This is a genomic window from Streptomyces sp. NPDC002018, assembly GCF_042890865.1.
Taxonomy (GTDB): domain Bacteria; phylum Actinomycetota; class Actinomycetes; order Streptomycetales; family Streptomycetaceae; genus Streptomyces.
Genome location: NZ_JBIASO010000018.1, coordinates 63,926 through 76,740 on the forward strand (window position 1 = coordinate 63,926; position 12,815 = coordinate 76,740).

Consider the following 12,815-nt stretch of genomic DNA (forward strand, 5'->3'; position numbering starts at 1 on the left):
GTGCCCTCGCCCAGGCGAACGCGCTCGTGGACGAGGGCTTTCCCCGGCGGCGCCGTCTCGGTCAGGGGCGGCACCGTCTCGGTCAGGGGCGGCACCGTCCCGGTCAGGCGCCCACGTAGGCCGCGAGGTGTTCCCCGGTGAGGGTGGAGCGGGCGGCGACGAGGTCGGTGGGGGTGCCCTCGAAGACGATCCGGCCGCCGTCGTGGCCGGCGCCGGGGCCGAGGTCGATGATCCAGTCGGCGTGCGCCATGACCGCCTGGTGGTGCTCGACGACGATGACCGACTTGCCGGAGTCGACGAGCCGGTCGAGCAGGCCGAGCAGTTGCTCGACATCGGCGAGGTGGAGGCCGGTGGTCGGCTCGTCGAGCACGTAGACGGGCCGGTCGCCGCCCTTCTCGGCCATCTGGGTGGCCAGCTTGAGCCGCTGCCGCTCGCCGCCGGACAGCGTCGTGAGCGGCTGGCCGAGGCTGATGTAGCCGAGCCCGACATCGGCGAGCCGGCCGAGGACGCGGTGCGCGGCCGGCGTACGCGCGTCACCGGCGCCGAAGAACTCCTCCGCCTCGGTCACCGACATCGCGAGCACCTCGCTGATGTCACGGCCGCCGAGGTGGTAGTCCAGGACCGCCGCCTGGAATCTCTTCCCCTCGCACTCCTCGCAGGTGCTGGCGACACCAGCCATCATCGCCAGGTCGGTGAAGATGACGCCGGCGCCGTTGCAGGTGGGGCAGGCGCCCTCGGAGTTGGCGCTGAAGAGTGCCGGCTTCACGCCGTTGGCCTTGGCGAACGCCTTGCGGATCGGGTCGAGCAGTCCGGTGTACGTCGCCGGGTTGCTCCGCCGTGAGCCCCGTATCGCGCTCTGGTCGATCGACACCACACCCGCGCCGGTGGCCCCCGACCGGTGGGGCAGTGACCCGTGGACGAGCGAGCTCTTGCCGGAGCCCGCGACTCCGGTGACGACGACCAGCACGCCGAGCGGGATGTCGACATCGACGTCGCGCAGGTTGTGCGCCGTCGCACCGCGGATCTCCAGCGTGCCGGTGGGCTTGCGTACCGTCTCCTTGAGCGTGGCCCGGTCGTCCAGGTGGCGGCCGGTGAGGGTGCCGCCGGCCCGCAGCCCCTCGACGGTGCCCTCGAAGCAGACGGTGCCGCCCGCCGTACCGGCGCCGGGGCCGAGGTCGACGACATGGTCGGCGATCGCGATCGTCTCCGGCTTGTGCTCCACCACGAGCACCGTGTTGCCCTTGTCCCGCAGCCGCAGCAGCAGGCCGTTCATCCGCTGGATGTCATGGGGGTGCAGGCCCGTGGTGGGCTCGTCGAAGACATAGGTGGTGTCGGTGAGCGAGGAGCCGAGATGGCGGATCATCTTGACGCGCTGCGCCTCGCCGCCCGACAGCGTGCCCGACGGCCGGTCGAGCGAGAGATAGCCCAGCCCGATCTCCACGAACGAGTCGAGGGTCTGCCCCAGCGTCGCGAGCAGCGGCGCCACCGACGGCTCGTCGACGCCGCGTATCCATGCGGCCAGGTCGCTGATCTGCATCGCGCACGCGTCGGCGATGCTGATCCCGCCGATCCGCGACGACCGGGCCGCCTCGGCCAGCCGGGTGCCGTCGCACTCGGGGCAGGCGGTGAAGGTGACGGCCCGGTCCACGAACGCCCGGATATGCGGCTGCATCGCCTCCCGGTCCTTGGAGAGGAACGACTTCTGGACCTTGGGGATCAGCCCCTCGTAGGTGAGGTTGACGCCGTTGACCTTCACCTTGGTCGGCTCGCGGTGGAGGAAGTCGTGCAGCTCGGTCTCGGTGTAGTCGCGGATCGGCTTGTCCGGGTCGAGGAAGCCCGACTCGACGTAGATCCCCACGGTCCACCAGCCGTCCACCTTGTAGCCGGGGACGGTGATCGCGCCCTCGGTGATGGACTTGGAGTCGTCGAAGAGCTGGCTGAGGTCGATGTCGGAGACCGTGCCCCGGCCCTCGCAGCGCGGACACATGCCGCCGGTGCGGGTGAAGGTCTGCTTCACGGTCTTGCCGGCACCGCGTTCGACCGTGATCGCACCGCTCGCCCGGACCGAGGGGACGTTGAAGGAGAACGCGTTGGGCGAGCCGATGTACGGCTGTCCGAGCCGGCTGAAGAGGATGCGCAGCATCGCGTTGGCGTCGGTGGCGGTGCCGACCGTGGAGCGGGGATCGGCACCCATCCGCTGCTGGTCGACGATGATCGCGGTCGTCAGCCCTTCGAGCACATCGACCTCGGGCCGCCCCAGCGTCGGCATGAAACCCTGCACGAAGGCGCTGTAGGTCTCGTTGATCAGCCGCTGCGACTCCGCGGCGATCGTGCCGAACACCAGCGAGCTCTTGCCCGAGCCGGAGACGCCGGTGAACACCGTCAGCCGGCGCTTCGGGATCTCGACGCTGACGTCCTTGAGGTTGTTCACGCGCGCGCCGTGCACGCGGATCAGATCGTGGCTGTCGGCGACGTGCGGCTCAGCCGACCGCGTGTCCGTCCTCGTGGCCATGCTCATCGTCTCTCCATCTGTTGGGCGGGGCCGCCTTCGCGGTCTCCGTCGGCGGCGCCCGGCTCGATCCGGACAGCGGCCGTCGCGCATCGGCTCGGGGCCGGGCAGCCCGGTCACCTCGCGCCAGGACCTGATACGGCGCGGGGGGACGCGGAACCGGCGGTACGGGGCGGCCGGCGCGCGCGGGCCGAAGCCGGTGCGCGCGCCGAAGCTGTCACCCGCTGTCGTCGGCCGCGCGTCGATCCCGAGGACGCACGTGTCGGCGTGTCGGCCTGTCGGCGTGTCGGCCTGTCAGAACGCGGCGCCCCGATCCCGAGGACCTCGACTCCGTCCTCGATCACGCACACGTCCCGGATGCGGCCCGGCCCGGCCGAGCGGTCCGGGTGGCAGCCAGGTTACTGCGGGCCGGGCTGTCCGTCGGCGCGATCCTGAAGGAGCCCGAGGACGTTGCCGTCGGGGTCGGTGACGGTGGCCACCAGGCGGCCGCCACCGACGTCGTGCGCGGGCTCCTTCACGGTGGCACCCGCGGCGGTCACCTCGGCCAGCTTCGCCGCGATGTCCGGCACGTGCCAGTAGGCCACCGGTGAGGTCATGCCCTGCGGTCCACCGCCCGGCACCAGCCCGATGTGCTGGCCGGCGGCCTCGAAGCCGACGTAGTAGGACCCGTCGGCCTGCGGCGGTACGCCGAGCAGGGCCGCGTACACCTTCTTGGCCGCCGCCAGGTCGGAGACGGGGTGCAGCACGGTCCTGATTCCCTGGGTGGAAGAGCTGGTCATGGTCACTCCTGAAGTCGTGGGCCCGGTGAAGCCGCGGGTCCGGCGAGGTCGCCGTCGGCCGTTCGTACGGTGACGGCCATGGCCGCGACGCTAGCCGCGGCTCGGGCAACCGCGCTTCTCGAATCCTGACCGGTTCGGCGGGCCCCACCATGAACGTGTCACGGACACACGCGGCGCGGGGCGCCGTCGCTTCGCGAGGGGGTGGTCCGTCCAGAGCGGACGAGCAGCTCAATGAACGGGATCAAGAGGATGAAGGGAAAGGGGGAGCACCCACCCCTTCCATGTTCAACGTATAGCGCAGAGGGGGGCTTGCGGCAAGACCCGGGTCATGCCGCAGAATCGCCGACCGAGGCCGGAACCGCCGAACCGGACCAACGGCCCAACCTGCGGAAACGGGGAGTCCCGACGTGCGTGTGCTGTTGTCGACGTGTGTCGACGTGTGTCATGTGTGTCGAGGTACGGGTCGCGCGCGCGGGCGTCGAACCGCTGGTGGGACTCGCGGTGCGGTCACGGGCACGCGGCGCCTGGGCGCCCGTGTCACCCGTGCCGCCCGTGTGCGTGCCACCGGACGAGGAGTCCGCCGGGCCCCGGCCGGCGGCCCGGATGCCTTGCCGCGCGCGACGGTCGCGAGCGACCTCAGATCGGAGCTTCTCCCGTGAACCCCCTGACCACCAGCGCGTTCGACCTTCCCGACCGTCTCTCCCCCAAGGCCGACCCGACGCTGATCGCCGGCGACGAGCAGCACTTCGCGGCCGTCGCGGAGTGCCTTGAGCAGTCGATCGCCGAACTGTCCGAGCGCCTCGATGCCGAGCGCAAGGCCCCCGGGGGCGCGGGCCGGCAGGCGATGGACCGGGACCTGGAGATCCACCGGCTGACCTCTCGCCTGCGCGCACTGCGTCGCTTCGGGCTGGACCTGTGCCTCGGACACATGGTCGGCGCGGACGACCCCGAGCCCGTGTACGTCGGACGACTCGGCCTGACGGACAGCACGGGCCGTCGGCTGCTGCTCGACTGGCGCTCCCCCGCGGCCGAGCCGTTCTTCGGAGCCACCCACGCCAACCCGATGGGTCTGGCGAGCCGCCGCAGGTATCGCTGGACCCGCGGCCGGATCGGCGACTACTGGGACGAGGTGTTCACCTCGGACGGGTTCGCCGGGCACGCCGCGCTCGACGACCAGTCCGCCTTCATCGCCAGTCTGGGCGGCAACCGGTCGTCGCGGATGCGCGATGTGCTGGGCACCATCCAGGCCGACCAGGACGCCATCATCCGCGCGGGATCCCGCGGCGCTCTCGTCGTGGACGGTGGTCCGGGTACGGGGAAGACCGTCGTCGCCCTGCACCGCTCCGCCTATCTCCTCTACTCCGACCCGCGCCTCGGTCACCGCCGGGGCGGTGTGCTGTTCGTCGGTCCGCACCAGCCCTACCTGGGCTATGTCTCCGACGTCCTCCCCAGCCTCGGGGAGGAGGGCGTGCAGATCTGCACCCTGCGGGACCTCGTCGCCGAGGGAGCCGCGGCGGCGGTCGAGGCCGACCCGGACGTGGCCGTCCTGAAGTCGTCCGCGCGTCTGGTGAAGGCGATCGAGAAGGCCGTCAGGTTCTACGAGGAACCGCCCGCCAAGGGGATGACGGTCACCACCCACTGGTCCGACATCTGGCTGAGCGCCGACGACTGGGCCGTGGCGTTCGAGGCGGCGGAACCCGGTACCCCGCACAACGAGGCGCGCGACCAGGTCTGGGAGGAGCTGCTCACGATCCTGGTGGACAACCACGACGGTGACGCCCCGGCCGACCTGCTCCGTAAGTCCCTGCTGCGGAACAGGGAACTGCTCACGGCCTTCAACCGCGCGTGGCCGCTGCTCGAAGCGGCCGACCTCGTCGGCGACCTGTGGTCGGTGCCCGCCTATCTGCGGATGTGCGCTCCCTGGCTCGGCCCCGACGACGTCCAGCGGCTTCAGCGCGGGGACGCCCAGGCCTGGACGGTGTCCGACCTGCCGCTCCTGGACGCGGCGCGGCAGCGGCTCGGAGACCCGGAGGTGTCACGGCGCAAGCGCCGGCACAAGGCCTCTGTCGCCGCCGAACGCGAGCACATGACCAAGGTCGTCGACGCCCTGCTCGAAGCGGACGACGACGGTGAGGGGGTGATGACGATGCTGCACGGACAGGACATGCGGGACACCCTGGTGGACGAGAGCGCGCCGGCCGGCATCGAACCGGACCTGCTCGCCGGCCCGTTCGCACACATCGTCGTGGACGAGGCCCAGGAACTGACCGACGCGGAGTGGCAGATGCTGCTGCTCCGGTGCCCCTCCCGGAGCTTCACCATCGTCGGGGACCGTGCCCAGGCCAGGCACGGGTTCACGGAGTCGTGGCAGGAACGGCTCGCGCGGGTCGGGCTCGACCGGATCAGCCTGGCCTCCCTGAGCATCAACTACCGCACACCGGAGGAGATCATGGCGGAGGCCGAGCCGGTCATCCGGGCCGTGCTCCCGGACGCCAATGTGCCGACCTCCGTCCGCGGCGGCGGTGTCCCCGTCGTCCACGGATCCACCGCGGATCTGAGCGCGGTCCTCGACACCTGGCTCGCCGCACATGCCGACGGGACCGCCTGCGTCATCGGCGATCTCGCCTTCCGGGCGACGTCCCGCGTCCGGTCACTGACCCCGGAGCTGTCGAAGGGGCTCGAATTCGACCTGGTCGTCCTCGTCGATCCGGAGGCGTTCGGTGAGGGCATCGAAGGAGCGGTCGACCGCTATGTCGCGATGACCCGGGCGACCCGGCAACTCGTCATCCTCACAAGCCCTGACAAGCCCTGACCCCGGCACAAGCCCCTGACCCCGGCCCGCGCCGGTCGCGCCCGCCGCCCGCGACGGAGACGGGCGCGCCGTCCGGCGTCTCCCGGAGCGTGCAGCGCTTGTCGGCGAAGCGCGTGCCTGCCCAGGAGCCGGCGTCAATGGAGACGACTTCCCCGACGGCCTCGGCGAACTCGCCGCATGGTCGGCGTGGCCCCGGTGTGCCGCGGAACACTATTGCAAGCATGCGCTTGCAATAGTTAGCGGCGGCGCGCAGCATGGGGGTATGGCATCACTCAACGTCGGCAATCTCGGCGAGTATCTGCGCGAGCAGCGGCGCAGTGCGCAGTTGTCGCTGCGGCAGCTCGCCGATGCCGCCGGGGTGTCCAATCCGTATCTGAGCCAGATCGAGCGCGGGCTGCGCAAGCCGAGCGCGGACATCCTGCAACAGCTCGCCAAGGCGCTGCGGATCTCCGCCGAGACGCTGTACGTGCAGGCCGGGATGTTGGACGAGCGGGAGCGGGAGGAGCTGGAGACGCGTGCCGTCATCCTCGCCGACCCCTCGATAAACGAGCGGCAGAAGCAGGTGCTGCTCCAGATCTACGAGTCGTTCCGCAAGGAGAACGCGCTCGACACGGAAAGTACGGAGAGTACGCAGAGTACGGACGGCAAGAAGAGAACGGACGGCAGGAAGACCACGGAGCGGACGGCCGGTGCGGACGTCGCCGCCGCCGGGGGCTTCCAGGACACCGCCGCTGACGGCCCCACGGCCGATGGTGGTGCCGCCACGTCACCCGCAGAACCCTCACACTGAACTGATCCCGGGAGGACACCAGTCATGGCCATCGTGGATGACCTGCGCAAGACCCTCACCGACCCGACGCCCCTCTACTTCGCGGCCGGCACCGCCGACATCGCCGTGGAGAAGGCCAAGAAGGTGCCGGGCCTGATCGAGCAGTTCCGGGCCGAGGCGCCTGGGCGGCTGGACGCCGTACGCAACTCCGACCCCAAGGCCGTGCAGGACAAGGTCACCATCCAGGCCAAGGAAGCCCAGGCGACCGTGCAGGCCAAGGTCAGCGAGGTGCTCGGATCGCTGGACACCGATCTGAAGAAGCTGGGCGAGAGCGCCCAGGACCTGGCGCTGCGGAGCCTCGGTGTCGCCGCCGAGTACGCGGTGAAGGCGCGGGAGACGTACGAGAAGGTCGCCGAGCGCGGCGAGCAGACCGTACGGACCTGGCGCGGCGAGGGCGCCGAGCAGCTCACGGAGATCGCCGTCGCCGTCGAGCCCGAGCCGAAGCGCGAGCCCAAGGCCGCCCCGAGGAACGAGACGAAGGCCGCGCCCAGGCCGGCGCCGAAGAGCGAGCCGAAGGCCGCTCCCAAGCCCGCCGCGGCGAAGTCCACCACCGCCAAGCCGGCCACGGCCAAGAAGGCCACTCCGGCCACCGCGGCCACCCCGCGCAAGACGACGGCCAGGAAGAACACCCCGCCGTCCGCCAAGTAATCCCGCGACACAGGACGGACGCCCGCGGGCGACACAACCCGCGAGACGTCACCCCGGCGGACAGCGGCCGGTGGCCGGTGGCCGGTGGCCAGCGGTCGGCGGCCATCGGACAGCGGCGGCGGCCAGTAGCCAACGGTCTGCGGCCAGTGGCCAGCGGTCTGCGGTCTGCGGTCTGCGGGGAAGGTAACGGGCCGGGCACCTCACGGGTGTCCGGTCCGTTGTCCGGGTACCTTGGCGTACGGGCCGTGAGGTATCCCCTCCACTCACTGGGTCACCCACCTATCAGGCAGGCGGTGTCAGCATGTTGCTCTCGGGTTTCGGCACATTCCTCTGGCTGCTCAATCTGGCCATGCTCGTCCTCGCCGTGGTCGCGCTGTTCCTCTCCGCGACGGCCCGTGAGGACGCCTACCGGGCCGCCGACAAGCAGACCAAGAAGTTCTGGGTCATCATTCTGGGGATCACGGTCGCCGTGAACCTCATCGTGCCGATGCTGTTCCTCCAGATCGCCGGGCTGGTCGCCACGATCGTGTTCATGGTCGACGTACGGCCGGCCGTCCACCAGATCTCCGGCGGCGGCGGACGCCGTGGCGGCGGCTCCAGCAGCGACGGCCCCTACGGTCCGTACAACGGCGGGCGCTGAAGCGACCGCCGGGCTCGTTCGCGACGGCGGGCTCATTGGCGAGCGGCGGGCTCATTGGCGACGGCAGGCTCGTCGCGACCGGCAGGTTCCTTCGCGCACCTCACGGGGAGTGAGTACGACCGGCCCGTCCCCGCGGTCATGTGCCGCCGCGGCCCAGCAGCAGCACCGCCACATCGTCGGTCAGTTCCCCGCCGTTCAGCTCCCGCGCCTGAGCGACCGCCGCCTCCAGGAGGTCGTCGCCGTCCAGCCCCCGCGCGAGCTGCGCGTTGATCATCTCGACCATGCCCTCCTGGCCGAGACGCCGGGAGGCACCGGGCGCCGCACGTCCCTCGATCAGGCCGTCCGTGTACAGCATCAGACTCCACGTCCCGCCCAGCTCGACCTGCCGACGCGGCCAGCGGGCACGTGGCAGCAGCCCCAGTGCCGGGCCGCCCTCCTCGTACGGGAGCAACTGCGCCGCCCGGCCGTGCCGGGTGATCAGCGGCGAGGGATGACCGGCCAGACAGAGTCCGGCCCGTCTCCCGTCCGGCGTGATGTCGACCGTGCAGAGCGTCGCGAAGATCTCCTCGCTCTCCCGCTCGTGCTCCAGGACCTGCTGGAGCGTGGAGAGCAGCCGGTCGCCGCAGAGGCCCGCCAGCGTCAGCGCGCGCCAGGCGATCCGCAGCTCCACACCGAGCGCCGCCTCGTCGGGCCCGTGGCCGCAGACGTCCCCGATCATCACATGGACCGTGCCGTCCGGCGTACGGACCGTGTCGTAGAAGTCCCCGCCCAGCAGGGCCCGTGATCTGCCGGGCCGGTAGCGGGCGGCGAAGGTCAGGTCCGAGCCCTGGAGCAGGGGAGTGGGCAGCAGACCCCGTTCCAGTCGGGCGTTCTCCTGTGCGCGCAGCCGGGACTCGGTGAGCTGGCGCTGTGCGATGTCCGCGCGCTTGCGCTCGACCGCGTAGCGGATGGCGCGGCTGAGCAGCCGTCCGTCCAGTTCGCCGCGGAAGAGATAGTCCTGGGCGCCGACCCGTACGGCCGCCGCCGCGCGCTCGACATCGCCCTCCGCCGCCAGCGCGAGCACGGCATGGCGGGGCGCCAGCCGCAGTACGTGCTTCAGCGGGGCCAGATCGTCGCTGTCGCCGTACCCGGGGAGCGCGAGGTCCACGAGGATGCAGTGGATGTCGTCCGTGAGCAGCCGCTCGGCCTCGGTGAGATTACGGGCCGTACGGATACGGACGCGGGTACCGGCCCCCTCCGGCAGCTCCGGAGCGGTGAACGTGCCCGCCGGGTCGTCCTCGATCACCAGCAGTATGAGATCGCCGGTCTTGGCGGTCTCGGCGGTGGGCTGCCACTCCACGGTCGAACCTGTGCGTTGCCGCGGTACGGGTACCGGGACGGGTGTCGGCATCGGTCTGGGTTTCCTTCCCTCCCCCCGAGGGCGCGATGGAACGACGATCGACGCTCCACCAGACGGGGACCATAGCGGTAGCGCGCACCCCAGTGGAATGCCACGGCGATGAAGAGCCACCGTCATATGCCGTCCGCCACACCGCATCCGGTGCGATTCGGGCATCGATGGCCATGACATACATCACGTAAGGGCGTGGTCGCCGCCCGTCCGGACATGGGTCATGTCACACGGGGAGCATGCGGGAAAGACCCGTGTATATGCCGTCGAACAGCCATGAAGCACCCCAGACGCGGCCCTGTGGCCCGACGCGAGTCCGGTATGCGCCCCGCCGGGTGTGCGCCTGCCGGGTGTGCGGCGTACCTGCCGGGTGTGCGTGCCTGCCGGGCGTGCGTGCGTGCCTGCCGGGCGTGCGCCCCTGCTGGGTGTGTGCGCCCCCGCGGGGTGTGCGCCCCCGCCGGGAGGCGGTGGCGTAAACAGGACATTCCCTGCTTTCCCCGCCATCGCCGCTACCGCCGCTATCGCCCTACTTGTCCGGGCGTACGACCCCGAGGATCTGCATCGAGCCCGCGCCCGCCAGCGTCACATTCCGGCCCGGCCGCGGCGCGTGCACGATCGCGCCGTCGCCGATGTACATCCCCACATGGCTGGCGTCCTGGTGGTAGATGATCAGATCGCCGGGCCGCATGTCCTCGACCGGGATCCGGGGCAGCAGCCGCCACTGCTCCTGCGAGGTGCGCGGGATGGGCCGGCCGGCCGCCGCCCACGCCTGCGAGGTCAGCCCGGAGCAGTCGTACGAGGACGGTCCCTCCGCGCCCCACACGTACGGCTTGCCGATCTGCGCCGTCGCGAAGGCGATCGCCTTCTTGCCCGTCGCGCTCGTCTGACGGTTGATCTCCGTGAGCGCGCCCGAGCCCAGCCAGGCGGACTGCGCCCGGAACGCCGCGTCGCTCTCCAACTGCGCCAGCCGCGCCCGCTCCTCCTTCTCCAGACTCGCTTCGAGCTTCTTGGCGGCGGAGATCTGCTTGGTGATCTCCTTCTTCGCCGTTTCCTTCTTGACACGGTTGGCTTCGAGCCGGTCCCACTGCGTACTCGCGTCCGAGGTGTACGCCTTCAAGTCCTCCTGCGCCGTGGTGAGTTCGGCGATGAGGTCCTTGGTGGCCTTCTGGCCCTGCTGGATGCGTCCGACGCCGTCGAGGAAGAGCTGCGGGTCGTCGGTCAGTATGAGCTGGGCCTCGGGCGGCAGCCCTCCGCCGCGGTACTGCGCGCGGGCCGCGGCACCCGCGCGGTCCTTGAGCGCGTCGATCCGCAACTGGCCCTGGACAAGGTCCTCGGCCAGCGAGACGACCTCGGCGGACTGCTTCTTGGCCTGCTCGTCGGCGAGGTTGTACGCGTCGGTGGCGGACGCGGCCTTCTGGTAGAGGCGCTCTATCTCTTTGCGGAGGTCGTCGAGGGACTTCCCGTCCCGGGTGACCGACGAGACCCCCGGCGGGAGTTCGACCGGCGGCGGGGGAACGGCCGGCGGGGACGGCGCGGCGAGAGCAGCGGGCACGGCCAGGGGGACCACCGGCGCGGGGGGCGGCATCGGGGTCGCGTACGCGCGGTTCAGCAGATCCGGCGACATCAGGACGGCCAGGGCGCACACCACGGTGATCGCGGCAGCGGCACTGCGACGTCGGTTCACAAACTCCCCTTCCGAGCCAACCCGGTCGATCCATCAGCCGAGGCGTTCGCGGCGCCTGAGGTGCCTGGCGCGCCTGAGGTACTCGGGCACCTGGGGTACGTGGGCACCTGGGGTGCCTGCGTACGTGCGCGCCTTCGAGGTGCCTCGAAGCAGCCAAAGCGTGGGACGCGCGCTTCCGTTGCTTCTTCCGCCCCTCTTGGTCCTTCTCCGTGCTTCTCGGTGTTTCTCGGTCTCTTTCTGTCCTTCTGTGTTCTTTTCCGACGTACCGTCAGCAAGTACTGCCGCCGCCGCGATCGTGTCATGTCCTCCGGCAAAGGGACAGAGGCGTCCCGCACCTCACAGGACTCATTCACCCCACTGTGGACGAACGGGCACCTCGTGGTGTTCCCGCTGTCACATTCGGTCACCCGCGCCGGTCACCCCAGCCGGTCACCCCCGCCGGTCACCCGCGCTGTCCCCCGGGACCGCCGCCGCACCCGAACGGGGCGCCAGCGCCGCCCACTTCACCGTCACCTCGCCCTGTCGCCACCGCCGCGCGTCGTCCACGAGCGGCCAGTCGGCCGCCAGTTCCCGTACGGACCTGACCCACCGTTGCCGCGCGCCGAGCGACGCGTACGGAGCCGCCGCCGCCCACGCCCGGTCGAAGTCGCGCAGGAACGCGTGGACCGGCTCGCCCGGCACATTGCGGTGGATCAGCGCCTTGGGCAGCCGCTCCGCCAGATCGGACGGCCGGTCGAGCGAGCCGAGCCGGGTCGCGAAGGTGACCGTGCGCGGTCCCTCCGGGCCGAGCGCCACCCAGACATGCCGACGGCCGATCTCGTCGCACGTCCCCTCCACCAGCAGCCCGCCCGGCGCGAGGCGCGCGCACAGCCGCGCCCAGACCGCGGCGACCTCGCCCTCCTCGTACTGCCGCAGCACATTGGCCGCCCGTACGAGCACGGGCCGTACGCCACCACCGTCCAGCGGCATCTCGAAGCCGCCGTGCCGGAAGCGGAGGCCGTCACGCGCGTAGGGGAGGGCGGCGGCGACCCGGGACGGTTCGATCTCGATCCCGACGACCTGGGTACGCGGATCGGCCGTACGCAGCCGCAGCAGCAGTTCGACCGCCGTCCAGGGGGCGGCGCCGTACCCCAGGTCCACCACGACGGGGGCGTTCACCGAGCGGCGCAGCGCGGGTCCGTGTACGGCGGTGATCCAGCGGTCCATACGGCGCAGCCGGTTCTGGTGCGTGGTGCCACGCGTCACGGTGCCCACCGGGCGGGACGAGCGGGACGGGGGGAGCGGGGGCACCATGGGAACGAGCGTAACGACACGTCGCGACGGAACGACACGCGGCGACGGCAGTGCGCGCGGCGACGGCAGTGCGCGCGGCGACGGCAGTGCGCGCGGCGACGGGAGGGCGCGCGGCGACGGGAGGCCGCCCGCCACGGCAGTGGGACGGCAGGCCCCCCACCCCTCGGTGCCCGGCAGGGTTGAGCCGTCCACCGTAATGATTTGGCAAAGTGGAAACGGCGGCGGAAATGA

Annotated in this window: 9 protein-coding genes and 1 pseudogene; 4 read left to right on the forward strand and 6 right to left on the reverse strand. The window is 71.2% G+C overall.

Translation table 11 applies throughout. From position 1 onward, the window contains the following. Positions 1–103: 103 nt before the first annotated feature. Together ACFYYH_RS26110 and ACFYYH_RS26115 are read right to left on the reverse strand one after the other, a co-directional pair. Positions 104–2,518 (reverse strand): excinuclease ABC subunit UvrA, encoded by a 2,415-nt coding sequence (locus ACFYYH_RS26110; RefSeq protein ID WP_388555611.1) that lies wholly within the window; start codon positions 2,516–2,518, stop codon positions 104–106. 389 nt (positions 2,519–2,907) lie between these two features. After that, positions 2,908–3,288, reverse strand: a complete 381-nt coding sequence (locus ACFYYH_RS26115) for a VOC family protein (protein ID WP_388555613.1) — start codon at positions 3,286–3,288, stop codon at positions 2,908–2,910. Positions 3,289–3,943: 655 nt separating this feature from the next. Between ACFYYH_RS26115 and helR the strand changes: the two genes are divergently transcribed. Further along, a complete protein-coding gene (helR, locus tag ACFYYH_RS26120; RefSeq protein WP_388555615.1) occupies positions 3,944–6,100 on the forward strand; it encodes an RNA polymerase recycling motor ATPase HelR in 2,157 nt (718 codons plus the stop codon). 46 nt (positions 6,101–6,146) lie between these two features. On the opposite strand, the pseudogene ACFYYH_RS26125 reads toward helR, so the two are convergent. Then, positions 6,147–6,278 (reverse strand): annotated as a pseudogene (locus ACFYYH_RS26125) (GNAT family N-acetyltransferase); the annotation flags it as partial. A gap of 84 nt (positions 6,279–6,362) precedes the next feature. Here ACFYYH_RS26125 and ACFYYH_RS26130 point away from each other — a divergent pair. From ACFYYH_RS26130 to ACFYYH_RS26140, 3 genes are all read left to right on the forward strand, one after another. Beyond that, a complete protein-coding gene (locus tag ACFYYH_RS26130; RefSeq protein ID WP_388555618.1) occupies positions 6,363–6,890 on the forward strand; it encodes a helix-turn-helix domain-containing protein in 528 nt (175 codons plus the stop codon). 24 nt (positions 6,891–6,914) lie between these two features. Next, a complete protein-coding gene (locus tag ACFYYH_RS26135) occupies positions 6,915–7,577 on the forward strand; it encodes a hypothetical protein (RefSeq protein WP_388555621.1) in 663 nt (220 codons plus the stop codon). 301 nt (positions 7,578–7,878) lie between these two features. Continuing rightward, positions 7,879–8,217, forward strand: coding sequence for a DUF2516 family protein (locus tag ACFYYH_RS26140; RefSeq protein WP_388555624.1), 339 nt, complete (start codon positions 7,879–7,881; stop codon positions 8,215–8,217). Between the two features lie 136 nt (positions 8,218–8,353). Here the strand turns inward: ACFYYH_RS26140 and ACFYYH_RS26145 are convergent, their stop codons facing one another. From ACFYYH_RS26145 to ACFYYH_RS26155, 3 genes are all read right to left on the reverse strand, one after another. Then, positions 8,354–9,607: a PP2C family protein-serine/threonine phosphatase gene (locus ACFYYH_RS26145; protein ID WP_388555627.1), complete on the reverse strand. Its 1,254-nt coding sequence runs from the start codon at positions 9,605–9,607 to the stop codon at positions 8,354–8,356. A gap of 526 nt (positions 9,608–10,133) precedes the next feature. Beyond that, positions 10,134–11,291 (reverse strand): NlpC/P60 family protein, encoded by a 1,158-nt coding sequence (locus tag ACFYYH_RS26150; RefSeq protein WP_388555630.1) that lies wholly within the window; start codon positions 11,289–11,291, stop codon positions 10,134–10,136. Between the two features lie 429 nt (positions 11,292–11,720). Then, a complete protein-coding gene (locus ACFYYH_RS26155; RefSeq protein ID WP_388555631.1) occupies positions 11,721–12,584 on the reverse strand; it encodes a class I SAM-dependent methyltransferase in 864 nt (287 codons plus the stop codon). Positions 12,585–12,815: the final 231 nt, after the last annotated feature.